This is a genomic window from Roseburia sp. 1XD42-34, assembly GCF_009917385.1.
Taxonomy (GTDB): Bacteria; Bacillota; Bacilli; order Bacillales; family Amphibacillaceae; genus Virgibacillus.
Window position 1 is genome coordinate 1 of record NZ_QWLJ01000024.1, and the last position, 21,588, is coordinate 21,588.

Sequence of the window (21,588 nt, forward strand, 5' to 3'; positions counted from 1 at the left end):
TTCTAGTCAATTCAAGTATAAAAGAATTGGATGTTTGCGTGTATATTTTTTTATGCGCAAATTGTGTGGGAACCCCAGATCAATTACCACTGAAACGATAATGTGGTTTTTCAGTACTTTTTTATTTCTCGTTTTTTCGCCTTCTCCTATGAACACGACATTCTTTGTAAAAATGTTTAAAACTAAGGAGTTCTATATAGTTTCTCTTTGTAACAACGATACACACTCCACGTGATACGTCTGCGGAAACAAATCTACCGGTTGAACCACCTCTAATTGATAGCCAAATGGTACCAACTCTTTAATATCGGTGGCAAATGTTTTTGGATTACACGAAACATACACTATGCGCTTTGGCTTGGACCGAGCAATTCGGCGCATTACTTTCCCTCCCGCCCCTGAACGTGGCGGATCAAGTAACAATAAATCAGGGTTTTCAAATTTTTCAAGCACCGATCTAAGCCCCTGTCGAGCATCTTGAGCTATAAAGAGTGTATTAGAAACACCATTATCTAAGGCATTTCGTTTTGCAGACTGAATCGAGGCTTCTACGATTTCGATACCGACAAGCTGTGAAACACGAGTTGCAAACGGTAAAGAGAATGTTCCAACACCACAGAATAAATCAATCATTTTATCTGTTTCCTTAGGTTGAGCCATTTCTATTGCTAAATTCACTAATTTCTCTGCCTGTTTAGCGTTTGTTTGAAAAAACGTATCGTACCACAAACGATAGCGATAGCCGCCCAATTCATCATAAATAAAATCGCGCCCATATAAAACATGCATCTCTTGCGCTTGCACCTTATCAGCAATATCATGGTTTACTAACCAAAGTAAACTTTTTACATAAGGATACTTATCTTTTATCTGTTGCGTGAGATCTGATAAAGCGCGGTGACTATTGCCAAGTCGTTCGGTTGCAAATAAGGCGAGCATCATTTCGCCAGTTGCTTGTGATTGCCGAACCATTAAATGCCTTAAAAGTCCTTCTTTTGTTTCTTTGTTATATCCTGATAATCGATGCTTTTCCGCCCATTTTGCTATATCCATAGATACAGTAGCCATTTCTCGACTTGTTATTAAGCATGTTTTCAACGGAATAATCTTTCTAAAATTACCCTTTTCATGCAGGCCTAGCTTACCATCTTTATTAAACGTAAATTCCATTTTATTGCGATAATGCCAGGCGCTTTCTGTCTCGATTGTAGGATGGACAACAGATGAATCAAACTCCATTTCTTCTAACAATCGTTGAACTTGAATTGTTTTTTCCTTTAATTGAGTTTCATAGGACATATATTGCCAGGAACAACCACCACATCGACCAAAATGTTGACATTGCGGTTCAATACGTCCTGGATGTGGTTCAATGATTTCATCTAGCTGCGCGATTTGTTTTCTATATGGAGGAACAAGTGTAGCTTTTACCTTCTCTCCAGGAATTGTATAAGGAATTGTTACATGCTGTTTTCTCACCCTGCCCCGTTTATTTTCACGTTGAATGGATGCCCTCCCTAATCCTTTTGCATCGAATTGCGTTACATCTGTAATAATTGTATTTTCATTAAATCTATATGCCATTAATTTCCTCCTTTGATATTGAATTGTTGTTACTTTTCAGATTATTCAGATAAAATTGTCACCCAAGCTCTTACTAGTTAGCTGAGTAAACCACCTAAAGGGGTAGAAGAAATTATTTTACACTTTTACCAAGATTGCGCACAGACTCCTTCTGAACCGCTAAACACTTACGCAAATTTATTTAGCCATCGCAAAAAAATAACTTGCTAAGCATAATGTTATAATTAATTGTTCATTATCGCAACCATTTCCCTTACTAACTTAGTATATATCTCTATCTCAGTTCACTGTAATACTATTAAATGGTTTGTTTTTGAATAGTAGTCCAACTATTCTCTGTCTCAGACGGATATGCCATTACCTGAGGCTTTTCTCGTGATGTGTTAAAAAAGCTCTAAACCTTATTATGGATCAGAGCTTGACGTAAACAACTATTTTATTCATAACGCAGTGCGTCAATTGGTTTCATTTTAGCTGCTTTCATAGATGGGAGCAGCCCAAAAACGATTCCGATAACCATGGAAAACAAAACAGAAACCATAATTGCTGTAATAGGTATGGCAAAGGGCATGGTAGCAAAGTGAGAAATTGCCTTTGCACCCCCAATTCCTAGTAATATACCAATTACTCCACCAATACTTGTTAAAACTGCCGCTTCCGTAAGAAACTGTGCTAATATTGCACCTTTCTTTGCTCCCAAGGCTTTTTTAATACCTATCTCACGGGTTCTTTCAGTCACAGACACAAGCATAATATTCATCACACCAATACCTCCTACTAATAAAGAAATACTAGCAATTCCACCAAGAAGCAATGTATAAGAGCGGTTAACCTTTTCAATTTCACCAACAATCTCATCTACATTTGGAATACTGTAGTGCCAGGTAGACTCAGCTGGAATCTCTTGATTCAATACGTCAGCCACTGCTTGTCCCGCTTTCTCTATATCATCCGAACGTTTAGCCTGTACAAGAGCTTGTGGCAAGTCGTTAAAGCTCCCTAAATGAGACCAGGCAGCTTTAGGAATTAGCATTTTCCCTTCACCTTCATCCATCATCCACATACTCTCTTCCTTATTTTTCTGATCTACATAGACTCCTACTACTCGAAATGGAACAGCATTCACCTCAATAACTTTATTGAGCGCCATGCCATCTTCTGGAAATAGGCTATCTCTCATCTCTTCATTGATTATTGCAACCTGATGACCTTTATCATATTCTAAAGAGGTTATTTTTCTACCTTCTAAAATATTTATTGGAAAAGATCTTAAATATCTTTCATCTGTTGCATAAATTTCTGCATCCAAGTAGTTGTTTAGATGAAACACTTCTGCATAATTTTGATAAAAAAGCGCAACATTTTTTACGGCATCTATATCAGCTGCTTCTTGCAAACGCTCTTGCGATACAGGTAACAGTACATCCGGTGGCGGATCTTCATGCACATCGCCAATATATTCTCCCGACATCATGTCGCCAGCACTGTCCGATTGAAACATGACTGTAACCGAGTTATTGCCCGTGCCAATTATTTCAGACTTTAAGCTTTCTTTCTGCCCCTCGATCATGGATACAATCGTAATGATTGCTGCAATACCAATGATCACTCCGAGCATTGTTAAGATGGACCGCATTTTATGAGCAAAAATGGACTGGAAAGAAAGTTTAATATTATCAAGCATGGACTGCTCTCCTTTCATCCTTAAGAATCCTACCGTCACGAAGGAAAATGGTTCTATTTGTATACACAGCTATTTCCTGCTCATGTGTTACTAAAACGACCGTGACTCCTTCTTGATTGAGTTTCGTAAAGATCTCCATCACTTGTTCGCTTGATTTAGAATCAAGCGCTCCAGTCGGCTCATCAGCGAGCACAAATTTGGGGTTATTCACTATAGCTCTTGCGATTGCCACCCGTTGCTTTTGTCCACCTGAAAGCTGAGTTGGTCTAAAATGCAGCCGATCTGCTAAACCTACTTTTTCAAGTGCTTCCATTGCACGTTCCTTTCGTTCTTTTTTATCCACTTTTGCATATATAAGTGGTAACTCTACATTTTCAAGTGCGGAAGAACGTGGTAGTAAATGAAAACTTTGAAAAACAAAACCAATATACCGATTGCGTATGGTAGCGAGATCATTATTTTTACCTTTCAACATATCCATTCCTTCAAGTGTATACTCTCCCGAAGTAGGTGTATCTAAACAGCCCATAACATTCATTATTGTAGATTTCCCCGAGCCGGAAGGTCCCATAATTGAAACAAACTCTCCTTGCTCAATCGTTAGTTCAATATTATGTAAAATCGGCACTTGTTGTTTTCCTTGTTTATAAGACTTATAAATCTTCTTCAATTGAATCATCAATGGTAACCTTCTTTCCCTCTTTTAATGAATCTTCCGGGAATAGGATATAATCATCAAGCTTTAATCCTTTTTTAACTACGATCAACATACCATCTTCTTTTTCTGCTCCAAGCTCAACTTCTTGCTTCACAAGTGTTTCTTCTTTCACTACCCAAACATATGGTTTTTCCTCTTGAACTATATATTCAAACGGCAACACTATTTCTTCACTGGCTGATTCTTCATCTACTAGTTCAATAAATACATGATATCCAAATTCTAATCCCTCGTGGTTCTCAAGCTCCACTTTGAACGGATATTTAGAAGCGTTTGGATTGCTAGGATCTTCTGAATACATGTCCATTTCAACATCCTCTTCGGACTGTTCTACTGGCAGTTTGCCAATCTCTGCAATCTTGCCAGACCATGTTTGTTCGGGATCCTTTCTACTGGCAACATTAACTTCAAGACCAACTTTCAATCCATCTTTTACAAGCTCATTAACAGTCCCCTCTACATAGGCAGCTTCTGTATTTACAATTTGTATAAATGTGCCCCCTGAAGATTCTGAACCAGTTTCCTCATCTGTTTGCTGTTTTTGCTGCTGATCTTCATCAATTTTTTGAACAATCCCATTAACTTTGGCTGTCACGATACTGTTATTTACTTTTTTCTGTTCCTCTTCATGCATCATTCTAGCTTTTTGTGCATCCAAATTCGCCACTTTCAAATCTATTTCTGCCTGATTTAACTGCTCGCGAATCTCCCCTTTTTCCTCATCTTCTGCTTTTGATAATTGTTTACGCAGGGATTCTACTTCTTTACTTTTCTGATTAATTGTTATATTCGCCATTTCCAAATCGATTGCTTTTTCTTTTAATAACATTTGTCCTTCGGGATTATGATAAGAAAAGAGCTTATCTCCTTTTTTGACTTTGTCTCCCTCTTTAACAAAAATCTCTTTTACGCTACCACGATCCGGCTCCAACATAATTTTCTGTGTTTCCTTTGGTTCCACCACACCAGCAAATAATTCACTCCCTGAACTCATCTCACCACTAAAATCACTTACCATCAACGGCGTGAGTTCTTCTTCTATTGCAGTACCTGTTCCTCTAGTAAAGAAAAAATAACCTCCAACGCCCCCTAAAATAACGAGGATGATTACAATAGTCAGAATAACCTTTTTCTTCTTACTCACTCTTTTTCCTCCTTAACATTTAAAACGATGTCCTTAATAATAAGATTTTAAGACAATTTTCGCAGGAACACACAAACAAATTTGGAAAATAATATATAAAATATTACAAAATTATTACTTATTTTACACTAAAGTTAATATTATTTCAATAGAATTTCAATTTAATGATAGATAACTATATACAATTTTAAATACCCGAGGATTAACCGTTGGCAGATCATTTAATAATTCGTTAAGTGGATTAAGAAAGTTTTTTTAAAAGTTTATGGAGGAATATTTAGAAAAACTTGGCTTGTCGTCAAGTCCTATGGCGGAAGCCTTTGTTTCTCTTATACTATAAACCAAAAATTATACTTTCCTATAGTGGAACAAAGGCGCAAGCGCCCGTTTAGCAACGTAGCGAGTGGAACGAATCAAGTGAGATAAAGGAATCATGGTGAGGCACGAACCAATGATGACTAATCGGAAGCCGATTTCGTGAAGTCGCCTAGTTGCTGGGCGCTGGAGCCGGACATGACTATTCCGTAAATAACCGTTTTATTATGTCTCCCCAAATCCAACGACAACCATTCGTTTGCTTTCTTCCCTTATCCAGGTCAATCCCTAAAAATGCAATAGGGGAAGTCTGAGATAAAAGATTAGTATAGTTTTTTAGTGAAGAGGACTCTATCTTGTCCTTCTCCATCGTAATTAGCAATAACTTCAACCCCATCTATTTTTTTGTTTCCTGTTTCTATGCCAAATCCCATTTTTATGTGAAAAGCAATCGAAGTTTTGTTTACAGGAGATGTTACACAACGGATAATTTCACGGTTGTTTTGTTTAGCAACTGCAATAAAACGTTCATATAATACTTTTCCAATTTGCTGTTTCCGAAATTCAGGATGAATTCCGACAAAATGGATATACGCTTCATTCTCTTTTGATTGTGAGAGAAATCCAATGAGGAAGCCTATTAATTCTCCATCGCTTTCAGCAATAAAACTTGTATTTTGAAAATGATCAAAAAATAACTTTGGCAACATATGTGATATATTCCTTCCACCCCACCATTCATTAATAAGAGCGGGGATAAGCAATAGAACTTTGGACAAAACGAATATTCATTTTACTTTACCTCCGATCATATCTTTGATTTGTGATTAATGGTGTTGTTCATGGAGGACGATGGTTTACGCTATCATTTTGATAGTCATGACACCTCCTTCACGGTATACCCCCACACTTTTTCTATCTGATTTATAAGTACCACGTTTCTTTTTAAGAGATAAGAAAGCATAAAGATTTTGGCATTGGGATAACAATATAACGGAATAGCCCGACCATCTTAAACAATCATTTGTTTAAATTTACTAATGGGGGAAAAAGGAAGATTTGGGAGTTTCATACGAAGTCACATGGTTGCTAGCTTGTAATCTTAGCCCAATATTCCTCAATACCAAGGCATGACATGACATGACCCTGGACCAAGTATGACGCTATCTGCAGAATACACCAGCAACAAATTAAGATACGCAAACTATATAATTAAAAAACAGGTCCAAAAACTTGTTCTAAAGCTTTTACGTTACTTTTGTATGGTGGACTTTTAAGTGCTCCCTACTAAGTAGCGAGGAACCGCATTTATTTGCTTCACTAAATTACTAATACAAAGAGAGACATAGCTTCATCTCTTCTATACCTTTATAACGAAGGAATGTTCACTTCGTATTCTTTTTTTAATTGCTCTATGCGATTTAGCATTTCTTTACCTTTTACAGACTCAAATAAAGGTATGCCATTCACTAGAGGGTTTTTAAGATACACTTTTCTAATGCCAAAAGAGATACCTTTTCCTGTTGAATTTTGGTGCACCTTAATTTGCTCAGGCCGATATAAAATAGTGTGAATAATATCTCGAACCTTTGGATTCTTCGATGCCTTCAATGCCGCAATCATATCTGCATCCGTTTGTTTGGTAAATGCATTTTTATTTTTTTGTCATATTTCCAATAAAGTGAAATAGCTTCTGCCAGTAATCGATCTACTGCTAATAATAATGGACTTGAACGATTAACCGGAGTAATTGAAGACCTGTTGGTTCATCGGTTTCTATACCTTGCTCTGAACAATGGATTCTTTTTATCAATTCCCTCGGCATCGTTTCTATGTTTCCAGTCATATAGGTATCCCGCAAAAAACTGTCTAAATGATCCAGTCCTAATATGTTCTGAGTCCCTGTCAAAGGCGAAGGCAGTCGGAGATAATGAATGATGTCACTCGGTTCTAAATTAGCTGTATGAAGAATAGATACTACTTCTGGACTCTGTATATATTCCTCTGTCAACGCCCGATGATCATATCCCAAGGTTTTTTCCACCGCATGAGAAAACGATAGATGACCGATATCATGTAAAATTGCAGCTGCCCTCAATACATGATGATTGGGAAAATAAACTGCTGCTAATTTCCATACACCTAGTATGTTCATATCTGCTATGTACAACTGGAGTAACGTATGCGCCACCACCAAAATGTGCAAGATGCTTCAATCTTCTCACATAACTTGTTTGAAAAAGTTTTACCTCCCATGGATAGAATTTCTACTTCATTGTACAGGGGTTCTGCAATAATAGGATGACTTCTCATCATTTTAGGACATCTCCCTTTTCTTTTTAGTTTAGAGCTTATAACAAACGGAGAGTAATGACTCATGCTATTCTTTCATTTTCGCAAAAGCAACTAAACCCCCGTTATCACAAGAATGAAAATCATTTTTCTCATAAAAAGCTCGAACATCAGGTGCATCAATCGTTAAGAGCACTTTTTGACGTACATCATGGTATTTATACAGAACTCGCTGCATTAATTCAGATCCGATCCCTTGATTTTGGTACTCTTCCAACACTAATATATCTTGAACATAAATAATCGTATACCCGTCCCCAACAACTCGTATTAAGCCTATCAACCTGTTATTATCCCAAGCTGTTATAACAGCTAGGGAATGTTCTATTGCTTTTACTAGTTTAGGAATGTCGTCTGTATAAGCTGTCCATTTTACATTATCATATAGCGCTTTTATTTGTTCTTCCTCAAATACGCTGCCTTCTATATATCGAATTGACATATGCGTTCCTCCTATGAAAATTTTAATTATGGCAGAGTGCGTTTTCTTTATAACTACTTATAAAGAAAAATGTTGATAAGTATATCCAGTGATGCTATGTGGTACGCCTCTCTCCTTTCATAGAATGAGTTAGCGCAGGGAATAATTCCATCGGCATCTCTATGTTGGAGACAATGGGTGTTGGATAAGGACTAATGAAAAAAGCAATCCACTCTGCCAACCAATGAAGCAAGTAGATTGCTTTTACTATTTATTTGCTACATCATCTTTGCAGTAGTTATAGACGAGGGTATTAACATAAGAATGCCTTGGATTATTTTAATATTATATGTTAAAAATGGGATATTCGCAAATTAATGTCACTTTAAAATAATGTTACATTCTAAAAAAGGAAGCTTTCTACTTCATCTGAGAACAAGTTAAAAAACCTTTAATTCTCCTGACTAGTCATATATTCTTGCTGAAGTATTCCCATATGAATGATGTCATGCCAATTTCCATTGCGAAATAGTGCTTGCCTACTAGCGCCTTCTTGCTTAAAGCCTAGCTTTGTATATAAATGAATCGCCCTTTTGTTAAATGAGAATACGCGTAATGATAAACGATGCAAATTCATTTCTAAGAAGGCGTAATCAAGTAGTAATTTCATGGCTTCTTTGGCATATCCTTTCCCCCAATAGTCTTTTTCTCCAATATCAATAATACATTCGGCATTTTTGTTTTTTTGATCCATATTAATCAACGAAGTAATTCCAATTGCTTTCTCATTATCTTTATCCTGAATAATATAACTTTTCGAGGAACTTGAATGTAGAATCACACCTTCTACAAAAGCTTTCGATTCTGATAACGAATATAAGTCTAACGAAGGATTGGTTGAAATCATTACATCGACGTCATTTCTCCAAGTATGATATTGTTCAGCATCCTCTATGGTCATTTTTCTTAATTGGATTCTATTAGAATGAAACAAAAAATTCCTCCTTTTATATTCCGTTGGTTTTCCTTTAGAATACTGGTAATTGAAAATCTAAAACAGGAATACCATTTTCGATTTTTGTTTTCAAACGTTGGATTGCTTGCTTTGTTTTGCCATTTTTTCGCTGCTCGTTCGTGAGATATGTTGAAAAATACATATAGGAGTAGATTTGTCTGTAATTTAAAAAGAACGGAATTTTTAGCAGCCAATCAGATTGAAGTTGATTTTCGGTCTGGTATCCCTTTAAAAATGGACGGATAAATTTATACACAAAATCCTTTTTCTCCCTGTTATCAACAACTTGCAGTGCATGGTATAGAACTATTGCGATATCATATACGAACCAACTGTATTCACAATCGCCAAAATCGAATAATACCAGCTCTTTCTTATATAAATAGAAATTTTTATGGTGTAAATCATGGTGGATCATCCCATATCCGTTATTATCCTTAGGCAGCTTTTTCAAGTTATGGATAAAATTTTCCCACTTCCGCTTTATCAATTTACTAACAAGAATTGAGTTTATAAACAGTAGCCCGCTCTCCCCATCCTTCCTTTTCATTTTTGGATCAGTTGGTCGATATAATTTGGACAAACGATGTATTTTTCCTAACGTCCTACCCCAAGTATAGAAAAAGCTTGCATTCCATACTTTATTATTGGAAACATCAACAAATTCACCTTTTGCTTTTTCAAACGCTGAGACGTAACAAACTTCCTCGTTATTTAATATTATTACTTCCAATAGTTTATTATTTATGGAAGCAATAGGAGTCGTCACATTCACTCCGGATTCAGATAAATATGTAATCCATTCTAACTCTGCTGCAATAGAATATCTTTCATACATGGAACTTGGATAATATTTGATTATAAATGTCCCTTTACTACTATTAACTTCAAACACATTGTTTGAAAACCCGCCAATTAATTTTAAATCAGATCCGTCTACATCAAATAGCCTTGCCCCTTTGCCTAAAAGTTTACTATCCATAATATAAACCACTCCCTTTTATAATCTTACGAATTAATAAAGAAGAAGTTTCATAGCTTCAGGGCTTCACTAATTAAGCGCTAGAAAACCACAGACGTCCCAAAAATATAACCACTATTTACTTATTTTACCTAATTATGAGATATTAAAGTGCAACGTGACGGTAATTAAGGTAAAATAGCACTAGGAATAATGAACCTGTCAAACTTTTATTCCTTCTTACAAATTCATCATAAACTGCAAAGGTCAACGTTCATTTGGTCAAAAAGTTTTCGCTTCCTTACGTTTCTTTGAAAACTAGCTATCTAGTTTTCTATAAATACATCAAACTAAATCTACCATAATGATTTGGAGGTAAAAGATGAATAAAAAAAGAAGGCGAAGAAAACTAAAAAAACGGGCATGGGTACTAATTGCCGTCATATTGCTTGGCATAGGCATACTTGTTTTTTCCATTACAGGACAAAAAAGTTCCCCTTCTGAAGCAAAGAAAGAAAAGCAATCACCAACACTAACAGTAGAATTAGCAGCAGATTTATCCAAGCAGGCAGAGAATATTCTAAAACAAGTAGCATCATCAGGCGGTTCAACAGAAGCGGTAGGTGAACTACATCAATTTATTTCTAAAGCTCGGCAAATTCAAGCCAAAGATAAGACATTAGAACATTATTTGAACAAATTAACCACTTGCTTAGAAGCAATTGTTTCCTATCGTAAACCAAACACAGATGAAAAAGCGTTAGGGAAAGTATACCCTGACTACTTATCTGCTCTAAAAAAAATAAAAGGAACAAACCCATCCTTAGATGTAAAAGAGATTGACCCTTATGATTGGTTTTATGCTGCCGCAGCTAATTATGAGCAAGGTCAAAAGGTTCCCAAACAAATAACTCTTAGCATGGTTGGAGATACATCTTTTGGTACATATCCTGAAGCACCTAAACATTTACAGTTTGATACCGTTTTCGAAAGGAATAATGGCGACAACCAATATGTTTTTAAAAACAGCATGCCATGGTTTCATTCGGATGATTATACAGTCATAAATGCAGAGAGTGCTTTTACAACAAAGACAGAAGCCCAAGATAAGAAATGGCGCATAAAAAGCCATCCCAAATACGCGGCTTTTTTGCCAGCTAGTGGCATTGAAGCGGCGAATCTAGCAAATAACCATACCATGGATTATTTTGAAGCTGGGTATGAAGATACATTGGATGCTTTTAAGAAGCATAATGTCGCTGTGTTTAATGAAGATATACCACTTACTAAAAACATCAACGGAATTGAAACGATTTTTCTAGGCTATGATTATCGATATAGAAAGTCTGCGGACGCATACCTTCATCATATTATTCAAGACATTCAAAAGTATAAAAAAGAAGATAATCTAGTCATAGTTAATATGCATTGGGGAATCGAATACATGGAAATACCTGCTACCTACCAAACGAAATTTGGACATGCCGCTATAGATGCAGGGGCAGATATTATTATCGGTCACCACCCACATCGTTTACAAAGTGTTGAAAAGTACAATGGCAAATATATCATTTACAGTATGGGTGACTATGCTTTTGGCGCTGACCCAACGTTAAAATCTCGGCAAACAGCAATTTTTCGACTTACGTTTGCAATAGAAAATAATGCTGTCGTAACGAAAGGGTTGCGAATTGTACCAACATTAGAAAATTCAAATGGCAGCGAAACAGAAAATAACTACCAGCCGCTTCCTGTGTTTGGAAAAGATGCAGAGGAAATTGTCAATGAATTGATTAGGATCAGTAAGCTCATTCCAAATGGCGTTGTCGAGTATGACTATTTTGATCCGTTTCTTGACCTGAATGAAGGGTAAATATTCAAATCAGAAAAAATTGGCTTGTTGCCAAGGCTTTATGCGAAAAGCTATAGTTTCTGCATAAAGCCTAAAGTTTTATGCTTTCTTAATAGTACAAGCATAGGGCTTCCTGAAGCTAGTAAACCTTCTGGATAGCCCAATGTTAAATCATTCCCGCTTTTTATACCCAAGCCATAGTAAGATTCAATCTAAGTCTTTCAAACAGTAGTGATGATCCTTATTATACATGCAACATATTTAAAAGCGTAACCGCCTATATCCTTCACCTATCCAAAGCGATAACAACAGCCTATACTCCTCTAGGCTAATGGCCTCTCCGCTCCATCAAGTTAATCCCTAAGCCCATTGCTACCACACCTATTAACAACATAAGCAGAAGGGACATGATCACGTCTTCAAATCCGGCACTATAAAAAACAACCGACATAATTGCCTCTATCGCATGAACCATTGGAAATAGATCTGCGATAAACAATAACACAGGATTTGTAATCGTCCCTGGCAACATGTAAGACCCACTGATAAGTGGAATCATTGGAATTAACGATGGATATATTGCGTAAAACTGTTCTGGAGACCTCACAAAGCCAGTTATTAGCATGGCAATACTAATCATACTAAATATAAAAAACGCAGCAATCAAAATAATCAACCACAGATGATCGCCTACCTCATAATCCATGACATACTTAAACAACAGCAGCACGACTAAAACTTGAACTAAAGTAATTAAAAAGCTATATAGTACATAACCGCAATACATGCTCGTTTTACTAATCGATGACAAAATCATCCGATTCCAAACACCTGAAACCTTGTCATTTGTCACATTATTCACCTTAAGGCCAGCAATAAACATCGAAATTAAAAACGTAAATGCAAACAATAACTGGATACTCAAGTTATATTTAGGAATGTGCTCACTATCTAGCCCTTGAGTATCTAATTGAAAAGGTGCATCCTCTAAATAGTTTTCAATCTCGCTACGAACATTTTCTTCTCCCTGCGTTTTAGCAATTGCGCTAATTTGTGCCTCCCGGTTAAATACCTTCTCAACATGTTGTTGAACATAAGACACAGTCGGCCGTTCACTGTTCGCAACCAACCTGTAATCCGTAGCCATTACCTTCACTGCAACGTCAATATTCCCATCTCTTACATTTTCGCGTGCTTGCTTTGGATCCATTATTTCAAATCGAAAGGAGTCACTGACATTTAGCAATGATTCCCACTTTTTTTCGATTTCGGAAGCATTCTTTTCTTCACTGAAAATAGGGACGGTCGTTGGTGAGGAGACGCCTCCAGCAAATAAAAGAGTTGCAAGAATACTTCCAGCAATAAATAAAAGAACAACTAACGGATTTCGTTTATCCTTACAAAATTGTGCCCATAATACTGCTTTCACTTCGTAATCCCCCTTTTTGGAAACAAGGCTAAGCCCGCCATAGTGGACAAGATGACAAAGCCTATCAATAGCATGCTTGGCTTAGCTAGGGAGGATAGTTCCTCAAATTGTATCCAATCTGTGAACATGACTAAATATAGACCGTTTGGTGTCCATTCGCCAATTTGTTGCAACCAATCAGGTAACATCTGAATAGGAACAAAATTCCCTCCAATAATACCAAACAGTAAAATGACTAACATAAAAATTCCATTGGATGCATCTATATTATTCATCCTTAGTATAATTGCTGTAAATACAGCAGCTAAGCCGGACATCGCGAACGAAAATAAAACAGCCATCGCCGCAATTCCTATCCAAAAGGTCATAGAACGGTCTGGAAATATATTCAGAATTAAATTAGATACAATGATGACGAATATAATTTGCAAAAATACCAAACAAATGGTAGATACCATTTTTCCGATAAAAAATTGCATCGGATGGCTATTCGTCAATAAAATTCGATTAAATACTTGTTGCCTAATCTCTATTCCCGTTTTCGTTGCTGCCGTAGCTACCATGAATAAAGCAAACAAGGCCCCCATTGTAATGGTAAAATATTGAGACATTGTAAAGGTTTCACCAGTACCTATTTCTTCAAATCCGCCTTCAGGAAGCGTCACCTCTACCTCCTTAGCACCTGCTATTGTCTGTATTGCAAACTGATAATTTAACTGATACATAAACCCTTGAATTATATTGTTTAAAGCGCTGCTGTTATTCGTTTGCTGCTCCAATTTATACTGTAATTTAACTGTTGGAGTCTTTCCAACAAAAGCGGCATATAAACTTTCAGCAGTAAAACCATCAGGTATAATCAGAATCGCGTCTAAGTCCCCTTCTTTTATTTTGTCTACTGCCTCAGCCTCTTTAAGCCTGTGAACCGTTACCAAGTTTTTTATGTCTTTATTTTCAAGAAAATCAAATAACAGAGGTACAGGTTGGATATGTTGCGCTTGTTCAACTAACGCTGTTGCTTCCTGCTCTTCCAAAGACGCTTCATTCATCAACTTTTTATTCAACTGTTCCAACGCCTCAGCTTCTTTATCTTGATTTACAACAGCCAATTGGAGATCTATAGTCGACTTTTTATCATGGTTAAATAATCCCGCAAAAGCAAAATTTAATATGAATACTAAAAGGACAGGAAGCACTAGCACCGTGATCAATTCCTTGCGATCACGCCAAAACATCAGTATATCTTTTTTGATAAAACTTCGCACAATTGCCTTCCCCCTAGTCCCTCAGAGTCCGTCCCGTTAAATGAAGAAATACATCCTCCAAACTAGGCGTCTCTGTTTGAAAGTTAATAATTTGTATGTGTTGCTGATCCGCAAGATGGACAAGTTCACTAATCAAATTGCTACCTTTTTTAGCAATGATCTTCATTTGCAATTGGAAAGCTTCAACTTTCCGAATTCCCTCTATCGCCCTTACTCGCTCAATAAAATTTCCGTCCAACTTACTAAGCTCTAATTTGAACGTATCTTCCGTAGATAAAATACTGAGCAATTCAGCTTTGGTACCCGCTGCGATAATTTCACCATGATCCATAATGTACAATCTGTCACAAAGTTGCTCAACTTCCTCCATATAATGGCTTGTATAGAGAATCGTAGTACCTTCTTTTTCATTTAGCATCCGTACTGTTTCTAAAATATGATTTCTCGATTGTGGATCAATGCCGACGGTAGGTTCATCTAAAATAAGAATTTCTGGACGATGTAATAATGCTGCAGCAATATTCACTCTACGCTTCATACCACCAGAGAAAGTCTTTACTAAATCCTTCTGACGATCTGTCAAACCTACAATTTCCAACGCCTGTTCAATGCTATCTTTCAATTCCTTTCCTTGCATTTTATAAATGGAACCGAAAAAATGCAGGTTTTCATATGCTGACAGCTCCTGGTAAAGCGCCAACTCCTGTGGCACTACACCTAAAATTTTTCTGATTTCCCCTGGTTTTGTAATCGTATTTACTCCATTTAATTTGATTTCTCCACTAGTTGGTTTAATTAAAGAGGATATCATAGAGATCGTCGTCGATTTTCCAGCACCGTTTGGCCCTATTAGTCCAACTGATTCGCCATGACCCAAGTATAAATTAACGTCTTGCACTGCCTTTTTTCCTTTAAAATTCTTGCTTAAATGGATTGCCTCAAGCATGCGGTTGCCTCCTTCGTTTGTCGTACAGCTATAATTTTATCTTAAAACAAAAAAACCAAAGCCTCTACTGACTCTGGTCACGTCACGAAAATACTATTATTACTTTAGTCATTTTATTTGAAATCATACCATCCGATGGCGAATCGCATAAATGGCCAATTGCGTACGATCCCTTAATTCTAATTTATCTAAAATGTGACTCGTTTGATTCTTAACGGTTCCCACCGATAAGCCTAACCGCTCTGCAACCTCCTTATTGTTCAGTCCTTCTCCGATACACTTTAAAATAGCCCTTTCTCTTGGGGTTAATGACGGATCAATGTGGGGTTTCTCCTGGCTTTGAAGCAAAACTGGCATTACCTTCGCCGCTACCTGATCCTCCAATGATAATCCTCCCCTTAATGCACTCTTAATAGAACGAATAAGGGACTCGGTATCACCACTTTTTAACATATAGCCGCTTACTCCTGTTTTTAGAGCATCCATTACATATTGTTGATTATCAAACGTCGTGAGCATTAAGATTTTCATGCTTGGAAAGCGTGAACGAAGAATCTTGGCTGCTTCTATCCCGTCCATTTCAGGCATACGAATATCCAAAATTGCTACATCAAAAAATTGCTGATCACATAATTGAACTGCTTCATTACCATTATCAGCTTCACCCGTTACTTGAATTCCTTCATCTGTTTCAATCATCGCCTTTAAACCTTGACGAACCATAATTTGGTCTTCAGCTAACAAGACACGAATCATCTCCCACTACCCTTTCTCTCTTAACCTTATGCTGCCACTTACCACAAATTGATACTGATCATGATGAATAGCTAACGATCCGCCTACTTTCTCTAATCGCTCGCGCATTGCTTTTAAGCCATATCCTTCTTGAAAGAAAGGGTTAGGCTCTGACTCGTTGACGACTTCAAACCGAAAAACACTTCCCCCAAGAGTCTCAAATATAACCTGTGCCTCTCTTGTCGTACTATGCTTCATGATATTTGTCAACGCCTCTTGCACAGCGCGATATACAGCAAAAGATTGCTCTCCTGTTAAAGACGCAAGGAACGCGCCATGCTTTACCGAAAAGTTTACTTTCATAAAGCTTTCCATTTCCAGTTTTCGAATTAGTCGTATTACACCCTGTAATCCGCCTACTTCCTTTTGCTTAAAAGATTTTACAGCCCGTCTTGTTTCCTCTAAGCTTTGTTCAGCAAGCTCTTTAAGATTATTGATCTTGTCTTTATGGTCATCAGCTGCAGTTAACCGAAAAGCTTCAAATTGCATTAATAAAGCCGTAAGTTTATGACCAACAGAATCATGTATTTCATGACCAATCAACATACGTTCATCCTGTCTTGCTAATTCTTCCTCTATCAAAAGCTGTCGCTTCATCTTTCTATATTCATCTAGTAATACATCATTCTTTTTTCTTAGCTCTAATTCGTTAGCACGCATGGATTGATAATAAAATAAAGCAACTACGAATAAAACATAAAAAAATCCAAACCAAGCTAATTGTGAAACCGTAGTATCGGATTTCATTAAAATAAACGCAGCACTCCCCGATTGAACCCCTATTACAATGAAACTACGTAGGCGAGAAAGATAATAAACAGTTTCAGCGATGATTAATAATTGGATTAATAATACATAAGGATTTATTACGCCGTTTACAGGGAAAAAAATAACAATGGAAGTTAATGCTTGGATACAAAATAATAGGCATTGCGTGTTCGGCCTTTCTGAAAAAAGGGGAACTATAAATAATACGATTATATATATGCAAATACTTACCAGTTGCCATTCATTTAAGTCTGGTATTAAATCAATCAGTATTAAAACCCATACTACGCCATAAATAATAAGCCAAATAAAATACGCTTTCTTCATAGTCAAACTCCTTGACAAAATCCGAATATAATATCTTTCAATAAAGAATACCATGATTTGTACTGCAACTGCACATGTTTAAAGCATGTATTTAATACTTTTTTCTTTTCCTCTTCCGTGATTTCGTATTGTTTGCTCAACTATTCCCCCTCTTATTAAAGCTATTCATTATTTTTTCCATTGGCTTTGATAACGTAGATGGTAAAATAACATCTTTGTGTAAATATAAAAATATATAACGATACTAATGAATACATGTCTCTTTGGGATTCGTGATTTTTCTACTGTATGTTCAATACCCAGTTTAGAAGCATAGAAACTAGCTTTCCGCAAATGCCAAGGGGAAGAAACAATAACCGCTGTTGTAAAGTTATTTTGCCGCATTAATTCTCTGGAATGAACCAAGTTTTGGTATGTATTTTGGGATTGCTTTTCAAGAAGGATGCTGGAATGAGGTACACCATAGTCCATTAAGCGTGCCGCCATTATTTCCGCTTCATTATAGTCGTTATAAACGGCAGCGCCAGAGCAAATAATAGTTCTGCAAATACCCTGATGGTAAGCCTGAGCAGCCTTATTGATTCGTTCCCGTAAAATAGGTGACAGACTCCCATCTTTTTTTGCAGGGTAACCAAGTAGGATCAAAACATCTCTCTGTTGTCCGTGGTTATAGGAGGCTCTCCTAAAAAGGGAATGAATGACGATGATGAATGCTAACGGGAATAGTATGAATACACCTAAAATATATGCTGCAATTACCATGAAATTACCTCCTCTTAAATGCGGCAAAAACACTGTCCAAAAATTACAATATCTCAGTTGCTAGATCATTAAGAAGCAGTAGATAATATGAAATCAACCCTGGAAAATCCTCATGTGTAAATGGGTATCTTGCTATCAAGTATCTATGATTTAAAGGTGTTTTTCAATCATTTTCCAATCCTCTCCCTCTCAAAGGTAACGTCCTAGACTGCTATAAATAAGCTCGCCCAATCCTATTACTGTGCTTTCCAAAATATTATTGGTAGAGCGTTCTCCATAAATAAAACGTAGCATAGCCTTGCCAATTTTCCCAACCAGAACTTAGCTGCAACATATATTCTTTGGTTGGCTTTTTTCCGACCTAGCTAACTGTTTAATTGCATTTTGTAAACTCGCATCTGCAATCGGAAATGCATTACGAAAAAGCAAACAACGCATCCATACATAATGCGCTGTCCATGAACTAATTATTCTATGACTTGTTAGGATTTTTTCTGCTTCCTCAAGGCTATCTGTAGCACTTTATTTAGACAATGCGCCATCAATTATTGAATGGTCACTATCTATTAAATATTCACTTTTTCTTTTCGATAGCTGTAACGATGTCAATTCTGAAACCGGCACATTTGCATTAACATCTGGGGTGGGAAAAAGCCAATAATCTCCTCCATTCCAACGGATCGATTTTCCGAACCGTTCAACCAATCTTCTTTTCAATTTAGAAGCAAATAAAAGATTAATTTGTTGTCCAATACTTGCCCAAATCATTGCTTCGAAAAAATTCGGAATTCCTATCAAGCGTAGCCCATAAATAGTATGAACAAGCATTTGTAAATAACGTTCATTTTCAGCCATTTGATAGGAATCAGATAAATCTGTATCTAAATCAAACCAATCACGTACATAGGCGGTAATTTTACTATGATTTAGCTTCAGAAAAAGAATGGAAACTTTTCACGACTCGAACTAGCGATTCTCCATCTTCTGCTTTACTCAATTCCATTAAAAAACTGTTTTATCCACGTTAATTGCTTTCCATACTTGTTTATTACTTGATACATGCATTCATGATTTGCAATTGCTAAATAACGTATATTTTCTTAAACCGAAAGCCTTAAGGAACCGCAATTTCCAAACATTTTCTACCTCCATTATCTTGCCTTCTTCTAATCTAGTTGTATCATATTTACTCTTCTAAAAGTTTCACTATCTTGCGATGATGTTTCTAAACCGTTCATCTATTTGATTAAAACCGTTATAATAAAATGAACAAGTGAGGTGATTCGATGACAAGTTCCATAACAGAAGAACAATGGCAAGCCATTATAACAAATGACGCTTCTTTCGATGTTGTCTTTTTATACGGCGTTCGCACAACAGGTATATTCTGTCGTCCTTCTTGTAAATCACCAAATCCTAAAAGGGAATATGTACGTATCTTTCAAAATGCCCAGCAGGCGTTGGCAGAAGAATTTCGGCCTTGTAAACGTTGCAAACCATGTGAACAACGAATGCCAGATGAGGAATGGGTGCTTCAAATAAAAGCATTTATTGATACGCATTACCACGAACCATTGACTTTAGCTCTGTTAGCGGATCATTGTCATGGTAGCTCTTATTATTTACAAAGAACGTTTAAACGAATCATGAACATGTCACCGGTTGACTATATACAACGTATACGAATTCATCACGCAAAACAGGAATTAATGCAAACCAACCAATCCATTGCTGATATAGGTGTAAAAGTAGGATTACCGAATACTTCTTATTTCATTACTTTATTTAAACAATATACCGGGAAATCTCCCAAACAATTCCGATTAGCCTTCCAGATGCAGCAAACGGAAAAATAACCTTCTTACGGGATTTGATTTTACAAACGATTGGTATGACAAAAATTATGCAGGAGGCGAGTAAACAGTGACCGTTTATTGGACAACATTTCATTATAATACTTGGAAGTTTTATGCAGCTGCGACCGAGAAAGGATTGTGCTACCTAGGCCCGCGTCACTTAGCAGTAAATGAAATGGAAATATTTTTGCACAAGCAATTGCCAAACAAAGAAGTTAAGGAAAACGAAAACATGTTGCATCCTTATATGTTGGAGCTCCAAGAATACTTGGAAGGGAAAAGGCAGAAGTTCGAATTAGATGTTGACCTTTATGGAACAGCTTTTCAACAAAAGGTGTGGCAAGCATTGCAACAAATACCATTTGGAAAAACGGTTACGTATTCTGATATTGCAGAGTCTATAGAAAAGCCACAGGCTGTACGTGCTGTTGGAGCAGCCATTGGAGCAAACCCCATTTTCATTATCGTTCCGTGCCATCGGGTCATTGGAAAAAACGGAGCACTAACAGGGTTTCGTGGTGGTCTAGATATGAAAAAGCGACTGTTATTATTTGAAAAAGCTAAAGAAACATAAAAACGGAATCTTGTTTTTTTCAAGAAAAAACTGATTGCAGCCTTGAGTATAGAATATAACTGAGAAATTATAAAGGTATACTCTTTTAGTATGGAACCATTTTGTTGTTTAAGACGTATTTATTGGTAGAAAACTTTATCCAAGGAGGGATGAATCATGGCATATGAATGGATTTTTCTAGATCTGTTAAACATTACAGTTTACATTCCCTTTTTTAAAGGTGGATGAAGAAGATATTTGCAAGAACATTAAAATTTTGAAGAGACAATCCTGGTTTCAAAATGATCTTGACGATGGACAATACCAAAAACTTATCGTATACAATAAAAATGTACGTCAGGTTATTGGAAAATTTAAAAGCGATAAACTCCATAAACAATCCTATATGACCAAATGTCAAAATAGATTGCACAACGCTTTACTGAAGGAGTTAGGTCGTGTCTAATTGCAGAACAAATCAATGAAAGATAAAGGGAACCTTCAATCAGCGGGGGTTTCTTCATCCCCGCTGATTGTTAGTTGAACGAATCGGGGATTTAGGTGCTGTTATCTCCCACTTCGACTTGTTCAGCTCACATTTTCCATCCTTGAAATGGGAGTGTACAGCACCTTATATCCGGGATAAAAGAATCATGCCACTAAAATAGGGGGTATGCCGACGGCCGATGCTTAGTCGGTCTTCCTCTTAGAGGCGAACCGATGTGGCCTTATCGGAGGGCGGTTTCTAAAGCCGCATCGTTGCTGGGCGATGAGCCGGACGTGACTCTTCGGTTATTTCGTTACACCCAAGCACCTTACTTTATGCTTTCTTATCTTCCAT

Annotated in this window: 20 protein-coding genes; 3 read left to right on the forward strand and 17 right to left on the reverse strand. The window is 36.8% G+C overall.

Annotated features, from left to right (window positions below):
* Nucleotides 1–192 precede the first annotated feature (192 nt).
* The 10 genes from rlmD to D1839_RS12770 form a co-directional block, all read right to left on the reverse strand.
* Nucleotides 193–1,584, reverse strand: coding sequence for a 23S rRNA (uracil(1939)-C(5))-methyltransferase RlmD (gene rlmD, locus D1839_RS12725; protein ID WP_120380340.1), 1,392 nt, complete (start codon nucleotides 1,582–1,584; stop codon nucleotides 193–195).
* 436 nt (nucleotides 1,585–2,020) lie between these two features.
* Nucleotides 2,021–3,268: an ABC transporter permease gene (locus tag D1839_RS12730; protein ID WP_120380341.1), complete on the reverse strand. Its 1,248-nt coding sequence runs from the start codon at nucleotides 3,266–3,268 to the stop codon at nucleotides 2,021–2,023.
* Entirely contained in the window at nucleotides 3,261–3,950 is a 690-nt protein-coding gene (locus tag D1839_RS12735) for an ABC transporter ATP-binding protein (RefSeq protein ID WP_286164803.1), read from the reverse strand. Before D1839_RS12735 ends, D1839_RS12730 begins: the two co-directional genes overlap by 8 nt.
* On the reverse strand, nucleotides 3,922–5,130 hold the full coding sequence (locus D1839_RS12740; protein ID WP_120380343.1) for an efflux RND transporter periplasmic adaptor subunit: 1,209 nt from the start codon (nucleotides 5,128–5,130) through the stop codon (nucleotides 3,922–3,924). Before D1839_RS12740 ends, D1839_RS12735 begins: the two co-directional genes overlap by 29 nt.
* Before the next feature lie 638 nt (nucleotides 5,131–5,768).
* Nucleotides 5,769–6,155, reverse strand: a complete 387-nt coding sequence (locus D1839_RS12745; RefSeq protein ID WP_120380344.1) for a GNAT family N-acetyltransferase — start codon at nucleotides 6,153–6,155, stop codon at nucleotides 5,769–5,771.
* A 658-nt stretch (nucleotides 6,156–6,813) separates the two neighbouring features.
* On the reverse strand, nucleotides 6,814–7,068 hold the full coding sequence (locus tag D1839_RS12750) for a hypothetical protein (protein WP_120380345.1): 255 nt from the start codon (nucleotides 7,066–7,068) through the stop codon (nucleotides 6,814–6,816).
* A gap of 91 nt (nucleotides 7,069–7,159) precedes the next feature.
* Nucleotides 7,160–7,651 (reverse strand): HD domain-containing protein, encoded by a 492-nt coding sequence (locus D1839_RS12755; RefSeq protein ID WP_199690125.1) that lies wholly within the window; start codon nucleotides 7,649–7,651, stop codon nucleotides 7,160–7,162.
* A 174-nt stretch (nucleotides 7,652–7,825) separates the two neighbouring features.
* A complete protein-coding gene (locus tag D1839_RS12760) occupies nucleotides 7,826–8,239 on the reverse strand; it encodes a GNAT family N-acetyltransferase (protein ID WP_120380346.1) in 414 nt (137 codons plus the stop codon).
* A 430-nt stretch (nucleotides 8,240–8,669) separates the two neighbouring features.
* Nucleotides 8,670–9,212 (reverse strand): GNAT family N-acetyltransferase, encoded by a 543-nt coding sequence (locus D1839_RS12765; protein WP_120380347.1) that lies wholly within the window; start codon nucleotides 9,210–9,212, stop codon nucleotides 8,670–8,672.
* Between the two features lie 34 nt (nucleotides 9,213–9,246).
* A complete protein-coding gene (locus D1839_RS12770; protein ID WP_120380348.1) occupies nucleotides 9,247–10,215 on the reverse strand; it encodes a phosphotransferase enzyme family protein in 969 nt (322 codons plus the stop codon).
* A gap of 361 nt (nucleotides 10,216–10,576) precedes the next feature.
* Between D1839_RS12770 and D1839_RS12775 the strand changes: the two genes are divergently transcribed.
* Entirely contained in the window at nucleotides 10,577–12,067 is a 1,491-nt protein-coding gene (locus tag D1839_RS12775) for a CapA family protein (RefSeq protein ID WP_120380349.1), read from the forward strand.
* A gap of 307 nt (nucleotides 12,068–12,374) precedes the next feature.
* Here D1839_RS12775 and D1839_RS12780 read toward each other — a convergent pair whose 3' ends face one another.
* From D1839_RS12780 to D1839_RS12810, 7 genes are all read right to left on the reverse strand, one after another.
* Nucleotides 12,375–13,475: an ABC transporter permease gene (locus D1839_RS12780; RefSeq protein WP_120380350.1), complete on the reverse strand. Its 1,101-nt coding sequence runs from the start codon at nucleotides 13,473–13,475 to the stop codon at nucleotides 12,375–12,377.
* Nucleotides 13,472–14,740 (reverse strand): ABC transporter permease, encoded by a 1,269-nt coding sequence (locus D1839_RS12785; RefSeq protein WP_120380351.1) that lies wholly within the window; start codon nucleotides 14,738–14,740, stop codon nucleotides 13,472–13,474. Before D1839_RS12785 ends, D1839_RS12780 begins: the two co-directional genes overlap by 4 nt.
* 13 nt (nucleotides 14,741–14,753) lie before the next feature.
* A complete protein-coding gene (locus tag D1839_RS12790) occupies nucleotides 14,754–15,686 on the reverse strand; it encodes an ABC transporter ATP-binding protein (protein WP_120380352.1) in 933 nt (310 codons plus the stop codon).
* Nucleotides 15,687–15,809: 123 nt separating this feature from the next.
* A complete protein-coding gene (locus D1839_RS12795; protein WP_120380353.1) occupies nucleotides 15,810–16,442 on the reverse strand; it encodes a response regulator in 633 nt (210 codons plus the stop codon).
* A 6-nt stretch (nucleotides 16,443–16,448) separates the two neighbouring features.
* Nucleotides 16,449–17,576, reverse strand: coding sequence for a sensor histidine kinase (locus tag D1839_RS12800; protein WP_120380354.1), 1,128 nt, complete (start codon nucleotides 17,574–17,576; stop codon nucleotides 16,449–16,451).
* Nucleotides 17,577–17,744: 168 nt separating this feature from the next.
* Nucleotides 17,745–18,338 (reverse strand): YdcF family protein, encoded by a 594-nt coding sequence (locus D1839_RS12805; RefSeq protein ID WP_120380355.1) that lies wholly within the window; start codon nucleotides 18,336–18,338, stop codon nucleotides 17,745–17,747.
* A 522-nt stretch (nucleotides 18,339–18,860) separates the two neighbouring features.
* Nucleotides 18,861–19,283, reverse strand: coding sequence for a DNA-3-methyladenine glycosylase family protein (locus D1839_RS12810; protein ID WP_158589659.1), 423 nt, complete (start codon nucleotides 19,281–19,283; stop codon nucleotides 18,861–18,863).
* Between the two features lie 341 nt (nucleotides 19,284–19,624).
* On the opposite strand from D1839_RS12810, the gene D1839_RS12815 reads away from it, so the two are divergent.
* Both D1839_RS12815 and D1839_RS21110 read left to right on the forward strand, forming a co-directional pair.
* Entirely contained in the window at nucleotides 19,625–20,194 is a 570-nt protein-coding gene (locus D1839_RS12815; protein WP_120380357.1) for a bifunctional transcriptional activator/DNA repair enzyme AdaA, read from the forward strand.
* A gap of 67 nt (nucleotides 20,195–20,261) precedes the next feature.
* Nucleotides 20,262–20,768, forward strand: a complete 507-nt coding sequence (locus tag D1839_RS21110; RefSeq protein ID WP_120380358.1) for a methylated-DNA--[protein]-cysteine S-methyltransferase — start codon at nucleotides 20,262–20,264, stop codon at nucleotides 20,766–20,768.
* The last annotated feature ends 820 nt before the right edge of the window (nucleotides 20,769–21,588 follow it).

What these genes read in the sequence shown, in the direction of transcription:
- D1839_RS12790 (WP_120380352.1), bottom strand. Translation starts at nt 15,686, where the DNA reads ATGCTTGAGGCAATCCATTTAAGCAAGAATTTTAAAGGAAAAAAGGCA.
- D1839_RS12815 (WP_120380357.1), top strand. Translation starts at nt 19,625, where the DNA reads ATGACAAGTTCCATAACAGAAGAACAATGGCAAGCCATTATAACAAAT.
- D1839_RS12770 (WP_120380348.1), bottom strand. Translation starts at nt 10,215, where the DNA reads ATGGATAGTAAACTTTTAGGCAAAGGGGCAAGGCTATTTGATGTAGAC.
- rlmD (WP_120380340.1), bottom strand. Translation starts at nt 1,584, where the DNA reads ATGGCATATAGATTTAATGAAAATACAATTATTACAGATGTAACGCAA.
- D1839_RS12750 (WP_120380345.1), bottom strand. Translation starts at nt 7,068, where the DNA reads ATGATTGCGGCATTGAAGGCATCGAAGAATCCAAAGGTTCGAGATATT.
- D1839_RS12795 (WP_120380353.1), bottom strand. Translation starts at nt 16,442, where the DNA reads ATGATTCGTGTCTTGTTAGCTGAAGACCAAATTATGGTTCGTCAAGGT.
- D1839_RS12805 (WP_120380355.1), bottom strand. Translation starts at nt 18,338, where the DNA reads ATGGTAATTGCAGCATATATTTTAGGTGTATTCATACTATTCCCGTTA.
- D1839_RS12730 (WP_120380341.1), bottom strand. Translation starts at nt 3,268, where the DNA reads ATGCTTGATAATATTAAACTTTCTTTCCAGTCCATTTTTGCTCATAAA.
- D1839_RS12760 (WP_120380346.1), bottom strand. Translation starts at nt 8,239, where the DNA reads ATGTCAATTCGATATATAGAAGGCAGCGTATTTGAGGAAGAACAAATA.
- D1839_RS12775 (WP_120380349.1), top strand. Translation starts at nt 10,577, where the DNA reads ATGAATAAAAAAAGAAGGCGAAGAAAACTAAAAAAACGGGCATGGGTA.
- D1839_RS12800 (WP_120380354.1), bottom strand. Translation starts at nt 17,576, where the DNA reads ATGAAGAAAGCGTATTTTATTTGGCTTATTATTTATGGCGTAGTATGG.
- D1839_RS12745 (WP_120380344.1), bottom strand. Translation starts at nt 6,155, where the DNA reads ATGTTGCCAAAGTTATTTTTTGATCATTTTCAAAATACAAGTTTTATT.